Origin of the sequence: Sphingobacterium spiritivorum (assembly GCF_016725325.1) — a bacterium.
GTDB lineage: Bacteria > Bacteroidota > Bacteroidia > Sphingobacteriales > Sphingobacteriaceae > Sphingobacterium.
Genome location: NZ_CP068083.1, coordinates 3,722,197 through 3,746,677, shown reverse-complemented (window position 1 = coordinate 3,746,677; position 24,481 = coordinate 3,722,197). Strand labels below are relative to the sequence as shown.

18 protein-coding genes, 1 tRNA gene and 1 riboswitch are annotated in these 24,481 nt (G+C 39.4%); of the genes, 8 read left to right on the top strand and 11 right to left on the bottom strand.

The annotated features are described in order from the left end of the window. Nucleotides 1-45: 45 nt before the first annotated feature. Entirely contained in the window at nucleotides 46-1,176 is a 1,131-nt protein-coding gene (locus I6J02_RS15680; RefSeq protein WP_201678776.1) for an MBL fold metallo-hydrolase, read from the bottom strand. 368 nt (nucleotides 1,177-1,544) lie between these two features. Between I6J02_RS15680 and I6J02_RS15675 the strand changes: the two genes are divergently transcribed. The 3 genes from I6J02_RS15675 to I6J02_RS15665 are packed head-to-tail and all read left to right on the top strand — an operon-like array spanning nucleotide 1,545 to nucleotide 3,721. Beyond that, entirely contained in the window at nucleotides 1,545-2,402 is an 858-nt protein-coding gene (locus I6J02_RS15675; RefSeq protein WP_201678775.1) for a sulfurtransferase, read from the top strand. 6 nt (nucleotides 2,403-2,408) lie between these two features. Continuing rightward, nucleotides 2,409-2,900 carry a GNAT family N-acetyltransferase gene (locus tag I6J02_RS15670; RefSeq protein ID WP_201678774.1) on the top strand — a complete coding sequence of 164 codons (492 nt, stop codon included), beginning with the start codon at nucleotides 2,409-2,411 and terminating at the stop codon, nucleotides 2,898-2,900. Nucleotides 2,901-2,914: 14 nt separating this feature from the next. Next, nucleotides 2,915-3,721 carry a class I SAM-dependent methyltransferase gene (locus I6J02_RS15665; RefSeq protein WP_201678773.1) on the top strand — a complete coding sequence of 269 codons (807 nt, stop codon included), beginning with the start codon at nucleotides 2,915-2,917 and terminating at the stop codon, nucleotides 3,719-3,721. Between the two features lie 61 nt (nucleotides 3,722-3,782). On the opposite strand, the gene I6J02_RS15660 is transcribed toward I6J02_RS15665, so the two are convergent. From I6J02_RS15660 to I6J02_RS15640, 5 genes are all read right to left on the bottom strand, one after another. Next, a complete protein-coding gene (locus tag I6J02_RS15660) occupies nucleotides 3,783-5,021 on the bottom strand; it encodes a PQQ-dependent sugar dehydrogenase (RefSeq protein WP_201678772.1) in 1,239 nt (412 codons plus the stop codon). A 366-nt stretch (nucleotides 5,022-5,387) separates the two neighbouring features. Then, nucleotides 5,388-5,463: transfer RNA gene (locus I6J02_RS15655), tRNA-His, on the bottom strand. A 118-nt stretch (nucleotides 5,464-5,581) separates the two neighbouring features. Continuing rightward, entirely contained in the window at nucleotides 5,582-7,471 is a 1,890-nt protein-coding gene (htpG, locus tag I6J02_RS15650) for a molecular chaperone HtpG (RefSeq protein WP_201678771.1), read from the bottom strand. A gap of 120 nt (nucleotides 7,472-7,591) precedes the next feature. Beyond that, a complete protein-coding gene (locus I6J02_RS15645) occupies nucleotides 7,592-9,385 on the bottom strand; it encodes a glycoside hydrolase family 15 protein (RefSeq protein WP_201678770.1) in 1,794 nt (597 codons plus the stop codon). Nucleotides 9,386-9,388: 3 nt separating this feature from the next. After that, the gene (locus I6J02_RS15640) at nucleotides 9,389-11,575 is read right to left on the bottom strand and encodes a bifunctional alpha,alpha-trehalose-phosphate synthase (UDP-forming)/trehalose-phosphatase (protein WP_201678769.1); all 2,187 of its coding nucleotides are present in this window, start codon (nucleotides 11,573-11,575) and stop codon (nucleotides 9,389-9,391) included. A gap of 288 nt (nucleotides 11,576-11,863) precedes the next feature. Beyond that, nucleotides 11,864-11,957: riboswitch (SAM-I-IV-variant riboswitch) on the top strand. Nucleotides 11,958-12,022: 65 nt separating this feature from the next. Between I6J02_RS15640 and I6J02_RS15635 the strand changes: the two genes are divergently transcribed. Continuing rightward, nucleotides 12,023-12,286, top strand: a complete 264-nt coding sequence (locus I6J02_RS15635; RefSeq protein ID WP_201678768.1) for a 5-oxoprolinase — start codon at nucleotides 12,023-12,025, stop codon at nucleotides 12,284-12,286. A gap of 218 nt (nucleotides 12,287-12,504) precedes the next feature. Here the strand turns inward: I6J02_RS15635 and I6J02_RS15630 are convergent, their stop codons facing one another. Both I6J02_RS15630 and I6J02_RS15625 read right to left on the bottom strand, forming a co-directional pair. Beyond that, entirely contained in the window at nucleotides 12,505-13,992 is a 1,488-nt protein-coding gene (locus I6J02_RS15630) for a RagB/SusD family nutrient uptake outer membrane protein (protein WP_201678767.1), read from the bottom strand. An 11-nt stretch (nucleotides 13,993-14,003) separates the two neighbouring features. Further along, nucleotides 14,004-16,955 carry a SusC/RagA family TonB-linked outer membrane protein gene (locus tag I6J02_RS15625; RefSeq protein ID WP_201678766.1) on the bottom strand — a complete coding sequence of 984 codons (2,952 nt, stop codon included), beginning with the start codon at nucleotides 16,953-16,955 and terminating at the stop codon, nucleotides 14,004-14,006. 715 nt (nucleotides 16,956-17,670) lie between these two features. Between I6J02_RS15625 and I6J02_RS15620 the strand changes: the two genes are divergently transcribed. Further along, nucleotides 17,671-18,213 (top strand): hypothetical protein, encoded by a 543-nt coding sequence (locus I6J02_RS15620; protein ID WP_201678765.1) that lies wholly within the window; start codon nucleotides 17,671-17,673, stop codon nucleotides 18,211-18,213. A gap of 31 nt (nucleotides 18,214-18,244) precedes the next feature. After that, a complete protein-coding gene (locus I6J02_RS15615; protein ID WP_201678764.1) occupies nucleotides 18,245-19,456 on the top strand; it encodes a hypothetical protein in 1,212 nt (403 codons plus the stop codon). A 68-nt stretch (nucleotides 19,457-19,524) separates the two neighbouring features. On the opposite strand, the gene I6J02_RS15610 is transcribed toward I6J02_RS15615, so the two are convergent. Then, complete coding sequence (locus I6J02_RS15610) at nucleotides 19,525-20,625, bottom strand: DUF2891 domain-containing protein (protein WP_201678763.1); 1,101 nt, start codon at nucleotides 20,623-20,625, stop codon at nucleotides 19,525-19,527. Between the two features lie 111 nt (nucleotides 20,626-20,736). Here I6J02_RS15610 and I6J02_RS15605 point away from each other — a divergent pair, with 111 nt between their 5' ends. Beyond that, nucleotides 20,737-21,726 (top strand): aldo/keto reductase, encoded by a 990-nt coding sequence (locus I6J02_RS15605; RefSeq protein ID WP_201678762.1) that lies wholly within the window; start codon nucleotides 20,737-20,739, stop codon nucleotides 21,724-21,726. Nucleotides 21,727-21,804: 78 nt separating this feature from the next. Here the strand turns inward: I6J02_RS15605 and I6J02_RS15600 are convergent, their stop codons facing one another. Then, on the bottom strand, nucleotides 21,805-22,890 hold the full coding sequence (locus I6J02_RS15600) for a major royal jelly family protein (protein WP_236582024.1): 1,086 nt from the start codon (nucleotides 22,888-22,890) through the stop codon (nucleotides 21,805-21,807). A gap of 162 nt (nucleotides 22,891-23,052) precedes the next feature. On the opposite strand from I6J02_RS15600, the gene I6J02_RS15595 reads away from it, so the two are divergent. After that, nucleotides 23,053-23,655, top strand: coding sequence for a DUF937 domain-containing protein (locus I6J02_RS15595; protein WP_236582015.1), 603 nt, complete (start codon nucleotides 23,053-23,055; stop codon nucleotides 23,653-23,655). Between the two features lie 77 nt (nucleotides 23,656-23,732). On the opposite strand, the gene I6J02_RS15590 is transcribed toward I6J02_RS15595, so the two are convergent. Next, nucleotides 23,733-24,452, bottom strand: coding sequence for an HAD family hydrolase (locus tag I6J02_RS15590; protein WP_201678759.1), 720 nt, complete (start codon nucleotides 24,450-24,452; stop codon nucleotides 23,733-23,735). Nucleotides 24,453-24,481 lie beyond the last annotated feature (29 nt).

Below are 24,481 nucleotides of genomic sequence, written 5' to 3'. Positions count from 1 at the left end.
TATTTTTCAAGCTTCAGACCGTATTCTTCTCTGTCAGGCAGTGTATTATTCTACTCCCTCCCACCATTTTTTAAATCCCTGATCCGGATCGGTAAGTCTCACCACTTCGCCTATCATCGGTGTTACCAGAGATATCCCCTTTTCAGCTGCTAATTTGGACGTACGGGACAAAGGTTCATCCCAGGGGTGCTGTGCCAGCATAAATTTGGATGAATGGACAGGAAACAATCGCTTGGTATGTAGATCTGCTGATGCTTTTATTACTTCTTCCGGCAACATATGAATAGCCTGCCATGCTTTGTTATATTGACCGTTGTCCAGCAACGCCAAGTCTATCTGGCCAAATTTATCACCGATTTCTTTAAAATGTGTATCATAGCCACTGTCTCCACCAAGATAAAGGGTCAGACTTGGTGTCTTCAATATAAAAGAAAGCCAAAGCGTATTATTACGTTTGAATCCACGGCCTGAAAAATGTCGGGTTGGCGCTGTATCCAGAGAAAAACCAGGGGCTAAAGAAATATGTTCATACCAATCCTTTTCTATAATGTGATCCACAGCGTATCCCCATTTTTCAAAATGAGCGCCGACTCCCAATCCACAGATCACCGTATCCACCTTACCTTTCAATGCAAGTATCGTTTCATAGTCCAGATGATCATAATGGTCATGTGTGATGAGTAAATAATCGATTGCCGGCATATCTTCCGGTTTATAGATATCTGCTCCTTTAAAGGCCGTGTTTGTACCCGGAATAGGCGAAGCATTACCACTGAATACAGGATCTATCAGAAAACGTTTTCCATCCAGCTGGATAAAATAGGAAGAATGACCAAACCAGACTAATACATTGCTATCAGGAGCCAGGGCATGTAGATCTGTCTTAACAGAAGGAAGGCTGTCCACAGGACGTCTTCTTGGAAAGTTCTTAAAGAGCTGGTCACTCATTACGCCAAACATACTGTAGCCTTCAGTCAGTGTAGGGGTATAATGTACATTTTGAAAGGCACCTTCTTTATAATGTGTGGATTTTGTTACTGCCTCAAGGCGTACACCGGAAGGCACCTGTCCGAAAACAGCTTTTTGCATATAAAAATAAACGGCAGCCGATACCAGAGCCACGATTATAATAAAAATAGTCATTGTCTTTTTAATAATTTTAATTGTTCTTTTCATGAAAGGGATTAAAAACCAGCAAGTCCTGTATTTAAGCTGATATAGTGTTAGTGTTCATTAGTTTTAATTATCTGTGTCCTTCTATATTGTAATCTGTCATCTAAAAGGAAGACGGTCTACCTGCTGAATTACTTTATCCGGAACCATCTTTTTTTTAATGAGCTTTCTTTATTCATTTCAGGCATTTTTAAGCTCCTTTTTTTTATCCGGATTATAACTTAAAAAGTCCTTTGAATATTATTTTGAAGGATGAAGTTAAGGTCATAAAGCTAATGAAAAAAATCACTTTTTGAAATCCGAACATATCCCTTTAAAACTCACTTATTATTAAAGAATAATACTAATTTAGCGTATCAAACAAAAGCATCATGAAAGTTCCCTTTCCTTTAATCCGTGTTGAAGAATTAAACCAGCTGTATCAGGATAAAAAAGATTTTGTACTGATAGATGCTTCTGCAGGTACTCAGGCCTTAGATCAATACCGGACCGGACACCTACAGGGAGCACTATTTATGGATCTGGAGACACAACTTGCAGCAGTACCTCAGAATGCAGCTGACGGAGGGCGACATCCTCTGCCAGAACCGAAGATCTTTGCAAATATACTATCAGAATCAGGTATACTTCCTTCACATCGTATTGTGGTATATGATGATAAAAACGGAGCCAATGCTGCTGCCAGACTATGGTGGATGCTCAAAGCAATCGGACATGAACAGGTACAGCTATTGGACGGAGGATTGCAGGCGGCAAAAAATTATGGCATTGCACTTACCAACAGCTTACCAACTCCGCTACCGGCATCCATATATCCTGCAAGAGACTGGTTGTTACCTATAGCTTCTTTCACTGAAGTACAACAGGCTTCCACCGATGACAGCTATACTATTATAGATGTACGGGATCAGGTACGCTATGATGGTATTACAGAACCTATAGACCTGATTGCCGGACACATCCCTAACGCGATCAACATTCCGTTTCACTCCAATCTGGATAGTACAGGGATATTTCGTACACCGGAGCAACTGACAGCTCAATATCAGCCTTTACTGGAATCCAAAGGAGCATCTCAACTTATCATTCATTGCGGCTCAGGGGTCACGGCTTGTCACAGCCTTCTGGCATTTGCAGCAGCAGGACTGGAAATACCTAAGCTCTATGTAGGCTCGTGGAGCGAATGGTCCAGAAACGATCTGCCCATGATTACTAAAGCCACAAATTAATCTGTTATGCAATTCAAACATGCCATTTTATCCGATCTGATCAGGATCGTTGAAATTTATAACTCTACTGTAGCATCACGTGTCGTCACTGCCGATACCGAACCGGTAAGCACCAATAGCAGAATCCCGTGGTTTGAAAAACATGATCCTGAAAAAAGACCGCTGTGGGTTCTTGAAAATGAAGAAGGTTTTATCATCGGATGGATCAGTTTTCAGTCTTTTTACGGACGTCCGGCTTATCAGGCGACTGTAGAAATCAGCATCTATCTGGATGAAGCTTACCGTGGTCAGGGGCTTGGAAAACTGGCAATTGATTACGCTATACAACAGGCGCCCGCTTATGGCATCAAAACACTTCTCGGATTTATATTCGCACATAATACAGCAAGTCTCCGCCTATTCGAGCACTTCGGCTTTGAAGAATGGGCCATGCTTCCGGATATTGCCGAACTTGATGGAATAGAACGAAGTCTTAAAATCTTAGGAAAAAAAATCTAATGATTCTCTACAACATGAATAAAGAAAACAACTATATAGAAATAAACAAATCCTCGTGGAATACTAAAACGACTGTACATATCAACTCAGACTTTTATGACGTTGAAAATTTTAAGAAGGGCAAATCATCTTTAAATGATATTGAACTGGAATTGCTCGGCGATATAAAAGGTAAGAAAATACTGCATTTACAGTGTCATTTCGGACAGGACACACTTTCACTTGCGCGTATGGGTGCAGAGGTCACAGGCGTCGACCTGTCAGATAATGCGATACAGGTGGCTCAGGAATTAGCCACCGAATTAGAGCTGACAGCACGCTTTATCTGCAGTGATGTATATGCCCTTCCTGAAGTATTAGATGAAGAGTTCGATATCGTGTATACCAGCTATGGCACTATCGGCTGGCTTCCGGATCTGGACAAATGGGCTTCTGTCATTTCAAAATTCCTGAAACCTGATGGAAAATTTGTTTTTGTCGAATTCCATCCGTTTATGTGGGTCTGGGATGACGATTTTAAGCATGTCCAATATTCTTATTTTAAAGATGGAGCTATTATAGAAAGTATAACGGGCACATATGCTGACCGTGAAGCTGATATTACGCACGAAACAGTATCCTGGAATCATGCGTTAGAAGAAGTATTCGGCAGCTTAATAGGGCAGCAACTTACTGTTACATCATTTAAGGAATACAAATATTCTCCATATAGCTGTTTTAACAATCTGGTAGAAATAGCTCCTCAGCAATTTCAGGTGAGAGGAATGGAAAATAAAATTCCAATGGTCTACTCTCTAATAGCATCAAAGCCTAAAGTATAAGCGTATAAACAGTAAAGCCACGACAAATATCGTGGCTTTGTTATTTCAGATAAGTATCAGCTTATTTTTTAGCAACTTTTACCAGCCATCCGGCATCTGTTACAGCAAAAAGTTCTCCGTTTTTACCTTCAATTACAGCACGGAAACGTTGGCCCTGATCAGCCAGCAAACGTTCTTCACCGACTACTTTATTATCTTTGATCACTAATCTGGCGATATGTGTACCACTTAATGCAGCGATAAAGAGATTATTCTTCCATTCCGGAATTGTATTGCTGCTATAGAAGGTGATTCCACTTGGTGAGATCACCGGATCATAATAATATACCGGTTGTTCAAGACCGTCTTTTTGTTGAATAGCCTCTCCTATTTTAGCTCCGCTATACTCCAGTCCGTAGGTAATAGTCGGCCAGCCATAGTTTTTACCCGGCTTCACAATATTTACCTCATCTCCACCCTTCGGTCCGAATTCTGTTTCCCAAAGATCGCCGGTTTCAGGATGCAGCGCCAGCCCCTGTACATTACGATGTCCGTACGAATAAATTTCAGGACGTGCATTCGCATTCCCTTCAAATGGATTGCCCGGGGCAGGCTTACCCTCCGGAGTGATACGGATAATCTTACCCAGTGCCGATTGCAGATCCTGTGCCTGAGGACGGGTCTCCAAATCAGAACGCTCTCCGGTACTGAAAATAATATTTCCCGTTTTGTCAAATAAAATACGTGATCCGTAGTGCAAAGTACCATTATATGCAGGAGTTGCCTGATATATAATCTGTGCATTTTGAATACTTTTTTCATCATCCGCCAGCTTACCTTTACCCACAGCAGTCAGATTCTTACCATCGACTTTATGTGAGAAAGTCCAGTACACCATCCGATTGGAAGAAAAAGACGGATCTAAAGCAATCCCCAAAAGTCCCCCCTGTCCTTTTGCATCTACCGGAGGAAGTCCGGTGATCGGCTCGCTTAGTTTTCCGTCCGCCGTCGCAATACGTAATGTTCCTTCTTTTTCTGTAATCAACAAACGTCCGTCAGGCAAGGAAACAAGACCCCATGGAGATTTGAGATCACGGCTTAAAATCTTGACTTCATATGCTGTAGCTGTCTTTACTCCTTTGATACGGGTTTGACCTACAAAAGCAGGTTTATAGTCTGTATTTGCAGGGTTCTTTTCTACAGAAGGATAAGAAGTCGTATCTGTACCGGATACTTCCTCCCCGTTTTTCGCATTCGAATTACAGGATGAGAATAAAGCTATCCCCGAAAGTAAATAAGCTAATGGAAGTTTAGTTTTCATAGTATATGCGTTGTTTAAGTAGTAAATATAAAAATTTTGACGGAAAAACAGGTTTACTATCAGAGGCTATAGAAGACTCTCCTGATAAACAGTATGTAATAATAAGTAAACGCAGTTTTACTTATATTGTTTATACCGAAGGATATTTTGCTATTAGAAGTACCTGAGTGACACCCTAATTGCAACCTCTTAAAGTTTAAAAAGGTTTATAGGAAAGTGATTTATCCGCTATTTCTTCAGCAGAAAGATATCCAGCAACTCGTCATTATCGGCTTCATATACAAAAAGACAAGAGTTCAGCGGGAGCAGCTCAGAAAAGTAAAAACTGCATATAACAAAAAAGGCAGAGAATTGATCTCTGCCTTTGGGTGGAATATGGGGCTCGAACCCACGACCTCCTGAACCACAATCAGGCGCTCTAACCGACTGAGCTAAAACCACCGTCTGATTTGATGTCACAAAAGTAGAATAAATAGCGATACTCTCCAAATGTTTTGACAAAAAAAATCCTCATTATTTTCTATCATAATGAGGATTAAGCAATTATTTTTAAATAAATATTATATCAATTCTACGCTTCTTTTCACAAAGGCGGTCAGATCAGCTCCTGTCAGCAATCCTCTTGACAATAATGCCAGATCGAAGGCTTGTTTAGCCAATTGCTCACCTTCTGCTTCAGGAGAAGTAAGAATACGTTTGATCAAAGGATGATTACCATTTACCGTTACTTTATAGTTATCCGGCAGCGTTCCGTAGAATCCCATACCTCCACCAGTCTTTGCCATATCTTTCATACGACGCATAAATTCATCCAGTGTGACAGACACAGGAGCTTCATCAGCAGACATAGCTTCCACTTCAACTTTCATATCCTGACGGCTGATCGCCTTTTCAAATAATCCTGTCGCCTGTTTAGCTTCTTCTTCAGACAAAGCCAATTCCTGTTTTTCATCTTTCTGAATCAGCTTGTCAATTACATCCGCATCTACACGTTTCAATTGTACTTTTTCACCACCTTTTTGTTCCAGATAAGAAACAAAGTGCGTATCCAAAGGACCATCCATCACAAGGACATCATAACCCTTCTGTTTTGCAGCAGAAATAAAACTGTCCTGCTGTGCTTTGTCATGCGTATACAGATAGACGATGTTACCATCTTTGTCTACTTGTATATCTTTTACTTTTTCGTAATATTCCTTGATGGTAAAGTGATCGTTGTCTGTATTTTTCAACAGGCAGAAATCAGCAGCTTTTTCTGCAAATTTCTCATCACTCAGCATACCATATTTGATAAACAGACCGATGTCGTTCCATTTTTCTTCAAAACCTTTGCGGTCTGACTTGAATATTTCCTGCAACTTATCCGCAACCTTTTTTGTAATGTAATTATTGATTTTCTTCACATTACCATCTGCCTGCAAGAAAGAGCGCGAAACGTTCAACGGAATATCAGGAGAGTCAATCACGCCATGCAGTAACATCAAAAACTCCGGTACAATATCTTTTACCTCGTCTGTAATAAAGACCTGACGGGAATACAATTTGATTTTGTTACGCTGAATCTCCAGTTCATTTTTGATTTTCGGGAAATACAAAATACCAGTCAGATTGAACGGATAATCTACATTCAGGTGAATCCAGAATAAGGGTTCATCCATAGAATACGGATACAATTCACGGTAAAAAGCAAGGTAATCTTCATCTTTTAATTCCGAAGGTGCTTTTGTCCATGCCGGATGTGTATTATTGATGATATTGTCAACCTCTACAGATTTGTATTTAGGTTTACCTTCTTCGTCCTCTCCATCAGCTTCAGAAGAAGTCTTGGTACCGAAACGGATAGGAACCGGTAAGAATCGGCAGTATTTATCCAGAATCTCCTGCAGACGAGCTTTGTTCAAAAACTCGGCAGATTCATCATTGACATGCAGGATAATATCTGTTCCTCTTTCTGTGCGAGTACCCTCAGAGATCTCATAGGAAGTACTTCCGTCACAGACCCATTTAGCGGGCTCAGCTCCATCCTGAAACGACAGTGTCTGTATTTCTACCGTATCCGCAACCATAAATGCAGAGTAGAATCCTAATCCAAACCGACCAATGATTTCATTTGCATCATTAGCTTCTTTGAATTTTTCCATAAACTCCGTTGCTCCTGAAAAAGCAATCTGGTTAATGTATTTCTTTACTTCCTCGGCAGTCATCCCGATACCTTTATCGGAGATCGTGATTGTCTTTGCAGTCTCGTCAAATTTGACATCCACCGTCAGATCACCTATCTCACTCTGATACTGTCCAAGGGAAGCCAATCTTTTGATCTTTTGAGATGCGTCTACGGCATTGGACACCAGTTCACGCAGAAAGATCTCATTATCTGAATATAAAAACTTCTTAATGACAGGGAAAATATTTTCCGTGTGTATCGAAATGCTTCCTTTTTCTGTATTCATATATACTTATTTTTATTTTATCAATTTACAGGAAAGCAACATCAAGGAATATTCCAAAAGCAGTTTTTTGACTTCCACAAGACATGTTGACAGTCTCTAATGACAAAATATCCAGAAATACTATTTAAGGAACAAAGGTTCATCCAGTTTGATCGCTATCCTGTAGGCTGCATTCATTAATCCTACATGACTGTAAGCCTGCGGAAAGTTACCCCACTGACTACCGTCTTCTTCATCAATATCTTCACTGAACAGCATCAAATGATTACCGTATTTCATCAGATTTTCGAAAATCTCCTGAGCCTCCTCAATGCGTCCCACACAAGCCAACGCCTCCACATACCAGAAGGCACAGATCAGAAATGTAGATTTAGGCTTTCCAAAATCATCCTTATGCAGATAGCGGTAAAATAATCCCTCTTCCGTTTTTAGTTCCTTTTCCAGTCCCTCCAAATGTTTTTTTGCACGTTCACTGTCCGGATGCAGATAGTGCATCATAATAAGCTGCAATGTACTGGCATCCAGATTTGAACTTCCCCTCGCACTGGTATATACCATACGCTCCTCATCATAACAGCTCTCAATATATTCAGCAGCTTTTGCCATCATCTTTTGCGCTCTTGCCATAATATCCTGATCACCGATCTGTTTGGCAATCTTCAATGCCGCAGCACTGCCGGCCCACTGAAAAAGGTTACTGTAGCAATGATGATTTTCAAAATTTCTAAATTCCCAGATACCCGCATCTTTTTCATCAATTGTCTTTTCAATGCGTTGCAGAAAATAATCCAACCAGTATCCTACTCCTGCCCGCTCTTTATAGGTAAATCGGTGATCTGTAAATAAGGGAAGTAAAGCAATGATTGCCTGGCCATATACATCATTCTGGATATGTTCATAAGCCTGGTTGCCGATCCTTACCGGCTGATTACCCTGATATCCGGATAAATAATCAAGCGTATGTTCCGTCAGTGTATGCTGACCTAAAATACCATATAACGGCTGAAGTCGCCCCTGATCAGACTGTGTGATGCCCGTAATATAGGAAGCATATTTTTCCATTTCTTCAAAATGTCCGATATACTCCAGCGCATTCAGTACATAATAACTATCGCGAAGCCAGCAATATCTGTAATCCCAATTACGTCCACTGCCCGGATGTTCAGGCAGACTGGTAGTACTTGAAGCAATAATAGCCCCCGTATCTTCATACTGGTGTATTTTCAGTGCCAAAGCAGAGCGTATTACTTCTTTCTGATAGAAATGAGGAATAGAAGCCTTCTTAATCCAATTGCGCCAGTAGCGTTTGGTATTATGAAAGAAATCCTCAGAAGTCTTGATCAATGGTGCTTCCAGAGAACTGCCATACGTGAGTACCAGATATTTTGTTTCATTGAGCGGCAAAGGCAGATCCGAAAAAAAATGACTGATGGGTACATTAGTAGTCAGTCTTATTTTTTCCTGATCATTGGTAAATTCTACATGATTGCTTCCTCTGTGGCGTTCAAACATTCCTTTACCATAATCATATACCGGCTGGCAGTTGATTCGCACACGGGGACGCCCCGATATAACCTCCACCTTCCGGATCAGCATCAACGGTTTGTAATACCTGTTGTATTGCTCATAACGGGGAGCAAAATCCGTGACCTGATAAGTACCTTCGTCTGTCGTGATGACGGTCTGTAAAATATTAGTGTTTTCAATATAAGTCTGTACACTTTCAAATGATCCCGCAGCAGGCGTAATCGAGAACTCCCCTCCTTTTTCGCGATCTAATAATCTTCCAAAAACAAACGAATTTTCAAAAGAAGGCCAACATAGCCAGTCTATATTTGTATCCTTATTAATATGTGCAATAAAAGCACAATTACCTATAATTCCTGTATTGTAAACATGTCTGTTCTGATTCATTCTTTATCTATTTTTGCAGTTCATGATATCATTCAGTAAGGGTAATACCTCCGGTTGTCCCTCTATATAATAACGTGCGGCTGAAGCTTTATTGCCTACCTTAATCGTAAATGTCTCTTCCGGAAGCGCATAAAACATATCTTCATCGGTCATATCATCACCAATGGCCAGAACAAATCCGGGCTCAAAATCCTTATAGATTTCCAGTGCAGCACGTCCCTTATTGACCTCCGAATTTTTCACTTCTATCACATCATCCCCATCCAATAACTGCACGCCATAGTTAGGGACAATATACCGCAGCCTGTCCATCAACTCCTGAGCCCGTAGCCTTCCAAGTCCTTTCTGCACCTTACGGTAATGCCAGGCTAAAGAATAATTCTTCTCCTCTACAAATGCACCGGGTGTACGATCGGCATACTTCACCATTGTTGTTTTTATAATATCCTTCCAAACAGTAGACAAGCCTTTTTTAGCTTTCCATTCCCCGTCCGGATAATTAGACCAGGCCCCATGTTCGCCCACCAGAATCATATCCCTGTCCAGAAACCATTTTTGCAGAGTCTGATGTTTACGGCCACTGATAATAACGACCAGATTTTTCGGATCTTCACTGATTTGTTCGAGAATCTGATATAGTTCGCTTGTTGGGGTTGCCTTTTCAGCCTCTTTATTAAATCCGACCAGCGTACCGTCATAGTCTAATAAAATAAGACGTTTATCTGCACTTCGGTAATTTTCACACATCTGTTCTTTGATTTTGTCACCTACTTTTCGGGACAATTCCTTAACCTGCAAATCTTTAATCTCACGGAGTCTCTCCAGAAACTGATTTACCCAATGATGAATATTAAACTTACGTACATTTTCCAGCATAGATTCCATCCGCTCAGACTGTTCTTCTTTGGTCATTTCCAATGCCTGCATCAGGCTTTGAGCGACACCATAGGCATCATTCGGATTCACAATCAGCGCATCCGGCAGCTCCCGCGCGGCACCTGCCATCTCACTTAATACCAATACCCCATGTTGCTCCGGATGACTGGCAATATATTCCTTACAGACCAGATTCATACCATCCCGTATAGGAGTTACCAGACATACATCTGCTGAAACATACAATGCGGATAACTCTTCCATCGGATAGGAATTGTAAAAGTATGCAATTGGTATCCAGTCTTCTGTACCATACATCGCATTCACTCTACCTACAGAACGGTCCACTTCATCCTTCAGCATCTTATACTGTGGCACCTGATCTCTGGATGGAACGACAAGCATATAGTAGACAACCTCTTTCATATAAGCCGGATATTCCTTAAGCAGATTTTCAAAAGCGTGAATACGTTCCAATATACCCTTACTGTAATCCAGACGATCTACGGACAGAATAATTTTGCGGTGTCTGAAATTATCTCTGATTGTCTCGGCCCGTTCCCGGATACTATTTTCCCTGGCCAGTTTTTCAAACTTACTGTTATCTATACCCATAGGATAAGCTTCTACAAACACTGTCCTGCCGCCGTGTTGCAAACTGTTGTCCTTATTTTTAGTTCCCAGAATGTGCGAACAGGCATCAATAAAATACTGCGAATCATTAAACGTATGAAATCCGATCAGATCCGCTCCCAGTAAACCATTCAGCAGTTCATTTCGCCAGGGAATCAAACGGAAAAGCTCATGGGAAGGAAAAGGAATATGTTGAAAGTAAGCAATGGAAATCTCATTCTTAAAAGCTCTTATCTGACTTGGGAGCAACATAAGCTGATAATCATGAATCCAGACTTCATCATTCTCCTGAATATAGCTTTTGATAATATTTGAAAATTTAACATTTACATTCAGATAAGTTTGCCAATTCGCTTCATCATATACTGCGTAACTCGGGCGATAATGACAAATTGGCCATAAAACCTCATTTGAAAAACCTTCATAAAAACCTTCCAGCTCCTCCTGATCAAGAAATACAGGTACAAGATTCAGTGTCCGTAACTTTTCCCTGATCTCCTCTTCTTCTGTTTCATTTTCAGGAACGATACCCGGCCATCCTATCCAGATATTTCCACCAGTATTGTAGATAGACCCTAAACCCGTGGCCAATCCTCCTTCGCTGGGCATGAAATTAAGTCCTTGATCGGTACGTTCTATTTTTATAGGAAGTCTGTTAGAAACTATGATAGTTTTACTCATTTTATTTTTTATTTTTTTGAAGCTCAAATACGATTTTGAGCAGATACATAGGTGAGAAGTTTAGGCGTATGCCAGATATACAGTAAACAACAAAACCTCATTTTTGTTTAGAATAATTGATTTTTAATATCAAAAAGGCCTTTTTTCTATTGGATTGATTCATTATAAGCTACTCCTGTTCAGTATCTTGTTTTACTGAAAAAGAATTAAAAAATCAGTTTCCCCGACAAGTCTGAAAAATATTTATGAATAAAAATTTGGATTACTAAAATAAAGTCTATAATTTTGGTAGAGTATTCAGAATTGTTCGAAACAATACCAACCGAGTGGAGTCACCACGGTGGTAAAATAATACGGGTGTCCGCCAAAATAAACGTCAGTCACGACTTATTTTAAGCCCAGGTTCTGAATACGATTTATGGTTAAACGTTTTTAATTTTAAATGGTATGTCAACACCGATTCAACTTTATCAGGATTTTTTGGAAATCTTTCAAAAGTACAGCGTACAGGAATTAATAGAAGTCAACAATCAGGATATACAGGCACATGGCCGGCCGGGTTCCAGCGGAGCTTTCCGTACGGCATTATTACACGCATTTTCGTTAAGGGGATTGGATCTTTCCAGAATAGTTTCTAAAGAAGATGGATTTACTTCTATCACTATTTCAGCACTACGGTTGGAGGATAATGTCCTTATACCTATAAATTAAAGAGTATAGCGACTGAATCTGTATTTCATACTAACATTGAGCAAAGCAAAAGATCCTTAATGCAGCTTAGCGTATGCTACAGTTAGTTTGATCGTGTGTTATTTATCTAAATACTCTTACACAGTCTAATAAACAATCTGCCTGAGCCATCATTTTTACAGCGGTCTCAGGCAGATTGATACTGTTCTCTGAAAAGTCAAGACTATAAATCTGATGCTTTACCAGCCGGGATTTTGAGTCAGATTGAGATTGACGGTAACATCTCTCTCCGGAATACCCCAAACAAATTTATTATCACCTGCAGTCACACGCTTACTTTCAAAATCAACTCCTTTCATAATCATATCCATAGATTGTGGATTTTTCCTTTCAAACCCTTCTTTCCATCTTTTTAAATCGTCTAATCTAAAACCTTCAAAAGCTAATTCCCGAAAACGTTCATCTTTGATTTCATTTAACAGCATTTGACCCGTAAGGTTTATTGGAGTCAGCCCCCTTGCTTTACGCAGCTCATTTGTGCGCTTCATGGCATCTTCCTGCTGATCAATCATATAGGATGCTTCTGCTGAGATCAGGTAGTATTCTGCTATTCTGAAAACTTTCTGTGAGTTATAATTGGTATTAAGATCAGTCATTAAAGAACGGTTCCCTGGCCACTTGTTTACAATCCGAAACCCTTCATATCTACTTCCCTGAATAAATATAGGTACTACTTTAAAATAAGCTGCCTTACGGTAGTCCGTATTACTAAATTTATCAATAACCCATTGTGAAGGCAGGAAATCAGGTCTGTAATTTCTTCCTCCGGTATTATAACCATAGAATATACTCATTGTATTTGGCCTTTCGTCAGGAGACCTTACAGCAGGTTCAAAGATAATTTCATCTTTAGTATCTTCTGACCACATTTTCAAAACACCTTCAGCTGAATTATAAAGCGTATACTTTCCGCCTTTTATGAGTTCTTCTGCAGCTGCCTTAGCTCCTTCCCAATCTTGCATATACAGCTTCACTCTGGCCTCTAATGCCCATACGGCATCAATTGTAAATCTGGTCGCTCCCTTAGTCCCCTGTACATTCTGAAGATTTGTTTTTGCTATACCTATATCCGATAATATCTGTGTATATATCTCACTTACAGTAGATCTTTTAGGCTTTAAATTTACATCAGGTTCTAATATCAGTGCAACACCCAGATCTGCCTTTGAAGTTGATGGATCGTAAGCCTTCGAAAATCGCAAGACAAGATTAAGATAGTAATATGCCCGTGCAAGATGTGCATCTCCTGTATACTGATTAAGACTTTTCTGTTCTGCCTCATTAGCAGGACTGATTTTTTTGAATCCCCTGATGGCAATATTAATATTATTTATAGCTGAATAATAATTACTATATATAGTACTTATATTACCGTCTCCGGAAAGAAAGTCGGTCCATCTGTGTGGAGCTCCGTTACGGTTACCGTAGCCAGCTGTTGCGTTCAACATATCAGCTTGTACTTCAGTAGTAAAACTATATACACCATACACGTTACCCCTCAATTGACGGTAAAATAGATTATCCCAGTTTCCGGCATCGGTTACTGATTCAAATGCGCGGGATAGATCTATTTGATCTTCAGGTAATCTCTCCACATTACATGAAATCAAACCAAACGTAATAGTCAGATATGTAATAATAGATTTGAGCTTTATCATTTGTTTCATTTTCTTATTTATTAAAATTGTAATTCAATTCCCAAAACTGACTGCTTCGTATTGGGGTTTGCTCCATATGTGACATTGGTATCAATTTCAGGATCCGGCCCTTGATATTTTGTAAAGAGCAGTAAATTTCTTCCTGTATAATAGACCCTTGTTCCTTTGAAAAATTTCATATTCTGAAATAGTGACTTGGGCAGATTATACCCAATTGTCAGCCCCTTGAGTCTTATAAAAGAAGCATTTTCTATGAGTCCGGAATCAAATTGATTCACCTGTCCATATTTTGGAAACCGGGTCTGATCGCCTGGAGCTTTCCAGTAATCGCGAACGTTACGGGATTGATTGAAGCCTGCAAAATTTGAAGCATTCTCAAAGAAATACCGATCGTTGTTAATCAGGTATTTTCCGGATGAAAAAATTAAATCTGCATTCAGATAAATACCTTTATAGCCGGATTGAAAACCAAAACCTCCATTAAACGGCGGATATCTTTTTATACCCGTACTCTGCTGCAAAGCAGAGGAGCTAAACACAGAAGTAATCCGGCCGGGATCTTTTGTTGTCTGAGAAATATCATCTCCCGGCATAAACCATTCCATCAGACCAGTTTGAGGATTTACACCAGACTGAATCGGATAGAAAAACTCGATAGGCTTCCCGACAGCCCAGCTCACCCCTGTATTAGGGATAATCCAATAATTTTTCCCCTGAAATAATTCCGTTACTTTCTGTTGTACTAGCCCCAGATTGACATAGGGACTAAAATAATAATCGGAAGATCTGACAATATCTACACTAAAACTGATATCCATCCCTCTGTTTCTGAGCGAACCTACGTTTTCAGTAATAGCAGAAAATCCAGAAGTATATGGATATGGTACATCAACCAGCATATTTTTAGTCACTCTGTTAAAAAATTCTATGTCCAGATTTAGCCTGTCAAATAGCCGTACTCCGAAACCAAAATTGGTTTTGATCTGTTCTTCCCAGGCCAGATTAGGATTACCAGGTTGAGCTATTCCCCACGAAGTCTGTCCGTCATAGATATTTGCAGAAACAGTGTTAAGGGAATTATAGTTACCTATCGCAGAATTTCCAGAAGTTCCTGCACTTGCTCTAATCTGTAATGTATTAATCCAGTCAACATCTGATAAGAATTTTTCTTTTTTCATATTCCACATACCTCCGACTGACCAGAAAGTAGCTTTCCTATTCTCCCGGCCAAACCGGGAAGATTCATCCTGCCGGAGTGTACCATCGATATAATAGGTATCATTATATCCATAACTCAACCTTCCAAAATATGAGTTATAAGCATATTGTGTTTTAGTCTGTCCAACATTCTTGTTTTTTGACCCCGCAGATAACAGTATTAAGGCATCATCTGTCAATCCCTCAACGGATGCAGAAAAATTCTGCTCATCATAATCCGAGAATTCATGCCCTCCCAGGATACCCAGTTTGTGTTTATCTTTTAAAACCAGCTTATATTCTATTGTATTGGTCAGCGTACGCGCTACTCCTTGTGTCCAGCTTTCATTACCTGTACCTTGTCGGGGTGAAGCTGCATAAGATGGCATTCGTCTGGATGAACCTCTGTAATTAAAGTAATCTATACCAGCCTGAGAACGTAGTATCAGATTCTTGATCGGTATAGCCTGAACGAACACATTCGGATTGAATTGTTGATTACGTCCTCTACTCGGATTTTTATCTGCCAGATATTTTGGTGAATATCTTCCCCAACCAGGGATCTGTTCTTCATAATATTCCTTACCATTCTTATCGTAAGGTGTGTACCAGGGTAAAGCTAAAAGAGCCAGACCTCCGTTCGTACTATTTAATGTCCATCCATTGGTTTCTCTACGGTCATACCCACCAGCTAGATTAGCACCAAGTTGTATCCAGTCATTGATATGAGATGTCACATTGCTTCTGAGCGTGATTCTGTCAAAGCCAGATCGGTACATGACTCCTTTCGCATCCATATATCCTGCCGAAATATAGTATTGTGTCCTGGCGGATCCTCCGGAAATATTCAGGTCCATCTGTTTTAGGGGTACATTTTTCTGAAAATAATAAGTATCCCATTTAAAATCATTCGGCCAGTTTTTCCTGATTTCATCGATCTCTTGCTGCGTTTTGTATTTAGTTTCTAACCAAAATTCCTGCAACTCTGAAGACGTCATTAATGTATTCTGCATTTTACGCGATGCGAGATCCGTCCAGCCGTATTGAGCTCTTGCTGTTACCGTAGCCCGGTCAGCAGCTTTTCCCTTCTTACTGGTAAAATAAATAACACCGTTAGCAGCCCGTGATCCATAGATAGAAGTTGCAGAAGCATCTTTCAGCACTGTTATACTTTCAAAATCTTCCGGATTCATCGAGACTATAGAACCTGTATTTATCGGAATTCCGTCTAATACATAGAGTGGTGTTGAACTTGCCCCCAAAGATCCCACACCCTGTAATCGTACAGATTGTGTTACGGAAGGTTCTCCCGAAGATGTAAAGACTTGCAAACCGGGAACTTTTCCCTGTAGGGTTTCCAATGCATTAGCAGACGGTTTACCCTTTATATCGTTAGTTGTCACCTGAACATAAGATCCGACAACAGATGAACGGCTCCTGCCGGCTCCATATCCAACTACTACAACCTCATCTAAAACGGATTCAGATGGCACCAAAGTAACGTTGTAGATATCCGAAGAACCAACAACAATATATTTATCTGAAAACCCTATATACTTAAAAATTAAAGTCTCACCCGGTGAAACCTGAATACTATATATTCCGCTACCATTTGTTCGTGCTCCTCTCGATGTACCCGATACGGCTACTGTGACATCAGGAAGATTTTCATCTTTAGATGATGTGACCCGGCCTGTGACGTTTTTTTCCTGTCCAAATGCAAGTGAATTAAAAAAAACGATACAGACTAAAAGATTGAATAACTTTTGTTTCATATGTAATTTAATTATGGAGTGACCACATGAAATATCCGAATCAAGCAAAACAAGTTTGTTCTATAATTTATACCCTCTGTTATCGCTGTAAAGATTTATGTACTACTCGGATATTTCATATTTTTACATTGTTAATAATTCGAAAATCTGATCATTAAAATCTAACCGGATTATCTTCCCGGAAAGACATACCCTAAAATTGAATAACTGAACTTTTTGACCAATGAATTTTAAAATCAATGCAAACCTCGGGAACAGGCAAAAGGGATCCGTGCAATCTTTTTTGTATAAAGTCGCATACTCCAAATTTTCATCGGATTAAAATAATTGGCCTAAACTTTACCGGTCCTGTTTCCCTTGTTAAGAGTAATAAGAATACATTAGGCAATAAAACATCTCCAATGTCCCGGATTTTAGTCAGTAAAAAATAAAGTCAACACTTGTATTATTCCGGATGCTTAATAATTTTCCTGTAAAGCTGTTTTAATTGATTTCTCATAACTATGGAAATAATATAGAGTGATAAAAAAGATTAATAAAAACAGAAAGCAGACTTTCTAAAGAAATAAAGCAGTTTATAAAATTGCCTTAGATAAACAATATTAGCGTGATTAAATAAAAAATAAATCTACAAAACAATGATAGACAATATTTTAATAAAATACAAATTTATTTACATCCAAAATATTAATAAACAACGAGTGATTTTCGGTAAATGAAAAAACCGGTATATATCTCTTCAGTTGCTCTTTTTACAATCAATATGGTCAGATCGTGGAGATTGACACTTGGACTTACACAAAGGGAAGTAAGTTCGGAAATCAGCCCTGGATCAGACAGCAACACCTTAGGGATAATTGAAAACAATTTTCGAACTGAAAAATATACAGACAAACACTTAAATAAGATAGCGCAATTGTTTACAAAGACCGCACATGAAATGGGGATAATCGAAGAATTTTCACTGTTTACATTTTATCCGGAACAACCTATAGAAGAATTGATGGTAGAAAAACAGGTAGTTCAAAGACCCAAAGAACTTACGCAAACCTCAACCATATTTATATTGTTGGAAGAAAAACAAGATCCATTTTTTAACGACTGGCATACAGTAGCTCAAATAGCAGCTCATTGTAGCGCTTACTCCGGGAAAAACTGGACTAACAACGATTTTACTGCTGTTATCAAAACAGCAACTGAGAAGAATAAATTAGAGCGAAAAAGTGAAACAGAATCAATTTACCGTAGACATCAATAATTTATAATATTAGATTTATCGGATTAAAGACATGCCCAAAACTAAGCAAACTCATGATCAGGTATTTCCTGCTATACTTTTTCGAAAAATTTTCATGTTTCATACCTATCGGATAGAGATCGGCTATTCCGCGTATGAATGTTCATTTCTACTGGGAAAACATGATTTTTTTATAAGAGATGCTGAAAATCCTCTGAAAACTACACATATAGATCCTGTTGACAGCAATTATCTGGCATCTATATTTGGAGAAAGTATAGAAAAATTTACCCCTGATGTGACAAAGCATGATAATTACCAATTAAAGATAACTGTCAGTCAGACTGAAAACAGGAAAACCTCCTTTCAGATTCTAATCCGGAATGAACAGTTAAGCAAATCAAATCCATTTACGCTCATAGAAGAAGAGAAACTCTGTGCCCTTCATACTACTAAATTTTTGTCCACATTAGATAGAGTAAAGGATTTTATACTCCATTTACTAAATAACGACTATTTTGATAATACTCGCACAGCATTAGACATCTATAATGAATGTCGTAAAAATGACGATTTCGGAACCAATTTCCATGTCCGGAATCTGATTAAATCTTTAAATTACTTTACCAATAAAAAAAGCGGACATGCTTTATTGAATAATGAAAGAACAAACCTGTTTTCCAGAAGATTATATTTCAAACCTTTCAATTTTGAAATCAGAGGCAACAGCAAGGTTTCAGATTTGTTTTTAAGTAAGGGAATAGCTGATTTTGAATCTGCTGTCAAATGGGTAATTCAGCTTCCCTACAAAAGAAATACAGATAAATCAGATTCTGTAATTCTATTTCAAGAATTTGCAGGAACCTGTAGTACAAAGCACGCCCTGCTTAAACGATTAGCTGATGAAAATGGTCATAACCAAATCAGACTAATGTTAGGTATCTTTATGATGGATAAGAAAAATACTCCTGCTGTTGCAACTATATTAAATAAATATAGTCTTGAATATATCCCGGAGGCACATAATTATCTCCGAATTCATAACTATATCGTTGACGCAACAGGGATTGGAGTTAATGAAACAAAATTTGAGTTGGATCTGTTAATGGAAGTTGATATTTCAGCCGATCAGATCACCGATTATAAGACAGACTTTCATCGCAGATATCTTACTGAATGGTTAGCACAAAATAACATTCCTTATTCTATAGAGGACATCTGGTATATCAGAGAAGAATGTATAAGAGCAATAGCTGAACAATAAACTTTCCTCACTGTAATATATTAAGAATAAATATAACAGAAAGAAGCCAGATTGTTCAGCAAATTTACCTAATCCTGATGCGCTAGTGCATAGAGAGCAAATGTACCTAGCCAATGACTGCCCATATAATCATCATTTGAGATATTAGGTAGCGAGAAAGCAAGATGCTCATGTCCTACCTTTTTGAGATGGTGCAACTCAGGCAAGGCCTTTGCAATACCATTAAGACAAGTGGCACGGCTGAAATTCAAACCATCCAGATGAACCAGCTTGCCGTCTGTGCGATCTTTTACGACAGCCGGCTTTAATGAAAAATCGGCTTCAAACAATTGTGGCATAAAAGTCTTTAACCAGGTTTTATACGCTGCCTGTGGCAATATTTTACTCATGACAAGCGCCTCTTCCAGACAGGGAGACAGAAAATCAGAGCCACTTGGCTCATAGGCCAGATCACAATTCTTGTCCTGAGTATATAAGCGTTTTGCATGCTCTGCCAGTATATTTTCAAACTCTTTATTGCCTACAGCTCTTGCATAGTCCAGTGAAAGCGAGAAACCAAATGCAGAATTATCATGCTGTCCGGAACGGATAGGATAGACTAATTTAGGCAGATAGGTTTGGTATCGGTCTACCAATATATCTACTAAGGGCTGTAGATTCTGCGCCCACTGCTTGGCATCCGTATCATTCCAGCTTAGCAGCTCTTCCTGCAATTTGAATAACCAGGCCCAGCCATATGTACGCTCAAAACCGAGGTTATTTTTATCCTGAAAAAAAGCCAGCTCTACCTGTACATTTTCAGGAGTGATATGTTGCTTCAGTAACTGACGATTATGACCATCTTTATCCAGATCAGGATGTGTTTTTAAAATTTTGATAACAGACCAATATCCGTGTACAGAAGAATGCCAGTCAAAACAGCCATAGAAGACAGGTCTTAATTGCTTAGGTGTTTTGAGATCCTGCTCACTACCTATCACCTGTCCGAGTTTATTCGGATACTCTGTAGTCAGACAGTGGAGAGGAAGATCCAGAATGCGCTGTGCCTGCTGCGCATCCAGCTGAATACTTTTCACAGAATCCTGAGCAGCATTATTCTTATTTTCAGTTGATTGGCAGGAAAATAGCCCAAACAAAACAGGAAGCATCAAAATAATTCGGTTCATCATTTCAAAATCATAGTTTGGCTAAATATAGTCAAATTAAGCTCATAATAACAAGACAGACTTTTAATTTGAGAAAAGGACTCTTACTTTTAGGAAAGTAAAAAAACGAACGCTATGAAATATCGGAAAATTGGAAAAAGCGATCTTCAACTATCGACTATTACTTTTGGCGCCTGGGCTGCCGGAGGATGGATGTGGGGAAGTACAGATCGTAATGAGGCTATAAAAGCGATACAAGCTGGCTTGGAAGAAGGGATGACATCTATAGATACAGCACCTATCTATGGGCAGGGCACAAGTGAAGAAATCGTTGGTGAAGCTATTAAAGGATTGTCGCGCGACAAGATTCAGATTCTGACTAAGTTCGGAATGCGCTGGGATACAGATCAGGGTGATCTTGTAGGACCCAGTAAAAACAATCAGGGACAGGATATTACAATCTATAAATATGCAGGTAAAGACAGCGTGATATACGAATGTGAGCAGTCGCTAAAAAGACTGGGAACAGATTATATTGATCTTTACCAGATTCACTGGAATGACAAAACTACAGCAATTGAAGAAACTTTTGAAGCCGTAGCCAGACTTATAGAACAAGGTAAAATAAGATATGCAGGAGTCTGTAATTATGATAAAGATCAGGTGGCAAGAGCTGCTTCTGTATGTCCAATTATTTCCGATCAGATTCCTTACTCTATGGTCAACAGAGGCATAGAAAAGGAAACCGTTCCCTACTGTATTGCTAACGATATCGGAATACTTGCTTATAGTCCTATGGAAAGAGGTCTCCTTACCGGAAAAATGAAACCCGGACAACAATTCGGAGCGGGAGACCATCGTGCTAATCTTCCGTTTTTTACAGATGACAGTATTGCCAGAACAAATGCATTTCTGAAAACGATAGAACCTATTGCAGATAAATACGATGTGACCCTCGGACAACTGGTATTAGGCTGGACAGTGGCTCAGCCCGGTATCACTATTGCACTGGCAGGGGCACGCAATGCATCACAGACTATAAGCAATGCAAGAGCGGGTGATTTGGAAATCGAACAGCAAGATATTGATACGATTACTAAAGAACTTCATACTATGCTTCCATAACCTACGTACAGGAAACATAAAAAAATCCAGACGATATATTACATTCGTCTGGATTTTTTTATTTGATATTCGACGGTTTTAAGAAGTTGGCGGTAATTTAACACGATAAATACGGTACGGAAAAGAAGTTTTATCTGTACCTCCGTTCCATTGCGGTAATCTGTTGACCTGAGCACAGGAGAAATACAGGTATCCGTCTGTACCTATACCTAAGGAATCCGGCCAGATCAACCGTGGATCCTGCACAAGCGTGATCAGTTTGCCGGCGGGTGTGAAATATTTAATACTGTAATCCAGAGAGGAAGTGATATAAATATTGCCGGCTGCATCCGCTTCCATACCGTGGCATACAGCAGTCTCTCCCATATCCTCCACATAAGAACTAAGTTGCTGTTGAGAAAGCTTATCATCTGCCAGATATTTAGTTTCTATACGATATAAATGAAGACCATTAATAGGTCTGTAATAAAAGTATCTTAAATCTTTGGTAAGTGCTATTCCATTTACATTGGACCTGAACATATTTCCGGACTTGTCCTCCATTTTTTTACCCTCATAAGTTAGCACCATACCGGAATCTGCCAAAGTCGAAAAATGATGCTGCAAAACAACCCGGCTCTTTCCACTTATAAGGTCAAGAATCACGATGGCAGCTTGCCCCGGATCCGAAAGGTAGGCCAGTTTTTTATCCGTATCCACACGCACATCATTCAGACCGGATTTGCCCTTATCCAAATCATCAAAATTAAAGACATGGAGAACCGAATCGGTATGCAAATCGATTTGCAACAGTTTAAATTGTCCGTTTTTCTTCTCACCGGATCCGTCATTTCCGAATACCGAATTCTGAGGTGCAGGTTTAGAGTCCAGTACCCACAGATGATCGTTGCCATCTACATATATATCCTGCACATTGACAAATACTTCGTCCTCATTTCCTTCTTTGCGGTTCCATTCTACATTTGGATAAGCTGTCCGCTTTCCATTCTTTACTTCTGCCAATCCCATTTCATAAGGCTCCCGCTTAGGAAAAGAAACAAAAACACGATTATCAGATGATACCGATACACCGATCGGCTGAGATTGTCCGAAGGCTGCCACAACCTCTAGGCGGTCATCTTCCGGAAGTGTACCCTGGCCCCGAGCAGGCGTTAGTGAATTCATTGTAATAGCTAAAAATATAAACGTTAAACTTCTCATTATTAATCAAACAAAGCAGTTGCAGAAATTGTTTAATTTAAAAACCAACATTTAACAAACATCAGAATCTTTGGAATAGATTTTGCAAAAATCATATAAAAACACTAATACTATAAAATTATGGGAATGATTGATTTAATTACGGGCGGCATTGGCACAAAAGTCATTACTGCACTGGCTGGAAAACTGGGTATCAGCGAGACCAAAGCTAAGTGGATGGTTGCGATTGCAGTACCCTTGATGATTGCAGCACTAAAATACAATTCCAGCAAAAAATCGGAACAAGCAGAAAGCCTGAACAATGCATTGGATAACAAACATACAGGAGATGCATTGGATCGTGTAGATCAGATTGTAGAAGATGGCCCCAGCGAGGATGATGACAAAATTATCAATCATATGTTTGGTAAAAACTCCGATCAGGTAAAAAATGAAATTGCTTCCAAGACCGGAATAAGTTCAGAAACAGTTGGTACAGTACTTTCAACTCTCGCTCCTATTGTGATGGCTTATGTAGGTAAAGAAAAAGCAGCCCAAAGTAATTCGGGCGGAATCGGAGACTTGCTGGGTGGATTGCTAAACGGGGGAGGAAATGATAATACATCGGCTAACAGTCAACAACAGCAGTCATCAGGTGGTGGTCTTGCAGATCTGGTCAGCGGATTCTTTGATAAGAATAAAGACGGAAATTTTCTGGACGATATTGCCGGAATGTTTACAAAGAAATAAAGTAAAAATGCCCCGCTTAGCGGGGCATTTTCAGTAGTATTGAAAGGCATACTTTATAAGCCTTTCTTTGGAATGTTTTATAAGGATTCCCAGTTTGTAATAATACGTTCCAGATCTCCTATATCATAAAAAGTATAATCTGCATCTTTCGTTTCCTCTTCATCATCCCCCTTCCAGCCTTCGCCTTTCAGCCAAAGCGTCTGACAACCGCAGGCCTTTGCAGGTACCATATCTTTACTGTAAGAATCTCCTATCACCAGACAGTCTGCCGCTGGCAGTCCGATCACATCCACCCCTAAAGCATAAATTGCAGGGTCTGGCTTACGCACACCTACTACTGAGGATTCTATAATCTTGTCAAAACAATTGTAAATTCCAAAATCCCGTAATACAGATGTGAGATTACCATAAAAATTTGAAACCATCACCACAGGATACTTTTCATGCAGACGATTCAGGCTCTCCGTAACACGTAGCACATTATCTTTAGCCAGTTCATATCCATCATTTGCAATAAGATCAGCCAGTTGATTATCAAGTCTGATATCCTGAGAAGCCAGATACTCAAATTGTACATTTAATTTAGCCTGAAGTACCTGAAGAAAATTAAAATCTTCCGTGATAATAGGATGAGTGGCCATTTTACGCTCCGCATATACATAAGCCTGATCAAACTGTTCCCTTGAAATTCCGGCTTCATATTTCTGATAGGATGACCAAAGCACGGCAGCCCAGTGCTGTCCGTTAGAATCTAATGTCCCTCCGTAGTCAAATATTAACCCTTCTATTTTTTTCATGTATTTAGTATTGTTTTATGTACCGGATT

What these genes read in the sequence shown, in the direction of transcription:
- I6J02_RS15640 (WP_201678769.1), bottom strand. Translation starts at nt 11,575, where the DNA reads ATGAGTAAAACTATCATAGTTTCTAACAGACTTCCTATAAAAATAGAA.
- I6J02_RS15645 (WP_201678770.1), bottom strand. Translation starts at nt 9,385, where the DNA reads ATGAATCAGAACAGACATGTTTACAATACAGGAATTATAGGTAATTGT.
- I6J02_RS15605 (WP_201678762.1), top strand. Translation starts at nt 20,737, where the DNA reads ATGAAATATCGGAAAATTGGAAAAAGCGATCTTCAACTATCGACTATT.
- htpG (WP_201678771.1), bottom strand. Translation starts at nt 7,471, where the DNA reads ATGAATACAGAAAAAGGAAGCATTTCGATACACACGGAAAATATTTTC.
- I6J02_RS15675 (WP_201678775.1), top strand. Translation starts at nt 1,545, where the DNA reads ATGAAAGTTCCCTTTCCTTTAATCCGTGTTGAAGAATTAAACCAGCTG.
- I6J02_RS15610 (WP_201678763.1), bottom strand. Translation starts at nt 20,625, where the DNA reads ATGATGAACCGAATTATTTTGATGCTTCCTGTTTTGTTTGGGCTATTT.
- I6J02_RS15660 (WP_201678772.1), bottom strand. Translation starts at nt 5,021, where the DNA reads ATGAAAACTAAACTTCCATTAGCTTATTTACTTTCGGGGATAGCTTTA.
- I6J02_RS15635 (WP_201678768.1), top strand. Translation starts at nt 12,023, where the DNA reads ATGTCAACACCGATTCAACTTTATCAGGATTTTTTGGAAATCTTTCAA.
- I6J02_RS15630 (WP_201678767.1), bottom strand. Translation starts at nt 13,992, where the DNA reads ATGAAACAAATGATAAAGCTCAAATCTATTATTACATATCTGACTATT.
- I6J02_RS15620 (WP_201678765.1), top strand. Translation starts at nt 17,671, where the DNA reads ATGAAAAAACCGGTATATATCTCTTCAGTTGCTCTTTTTACAATCAAT.
- I6J02_RS15590 (WP_201678759.1), bottom strand. Translation starts at nt 24,452, where the DNA reads ATGAAAAAAATAGAAGGGTTAATATTTGACTACGGAGGGACATTAGAT.
- I6J02_RS15625 (WP_201678766.1), bottom strand. Translation starts at nt 16,955, where the DNA reads ATGAAACAAAAGTTATTCAATCTTTTAGTCTGTATCGTTTTTTTTAAT.
- I6J02_RS15670 (WP_201678774.1), top strand. Translation starts at nt 2,409, where the DNA reads ATGCAATTCAAACATGCCATTTTATCCGATCTGATCAGGATCGTTGAA.
- I6J02_RS15665 (WP_201678773.1), top strand. Translation starts at nt 2,915, where the DNA reads ATGAATAAAGAAAACAACTATATAGAAATAAACAAATCCTCGTGGAAT.
- I6J02_RS15615 (WP_201678764.1), top strand. Translation starts at nt 18,245, where the DNA reads ATGCCCAAAACTAAGCAAACTCATGATCAGGTATTTCCTGCTATACTT.
- I6J02_RS15595 (WP_236582015.1), top strand. Translation starts at nt 23,053, where the DNA reads ATGATTGATTTAATTACGGGCGGCATTGGCACAAAAGTCATTACTGCA.
- I6J02_RS15680 (WP_201678776.1), bottom strand. Translation starts at nt 1,176, where the DNA reads ATGAAAAGAACAATTAAAATTATTAAAAAGACAATGACTATTTTTATT.
- I6J02_RS15600 (WP_236582024.1), bottom strand. Translation starts at nt 22,890, where the DNA reads ATGAATTCACTAACGCCTGCTCGGGGCCAGGGTACACTTCCGGAAGAT.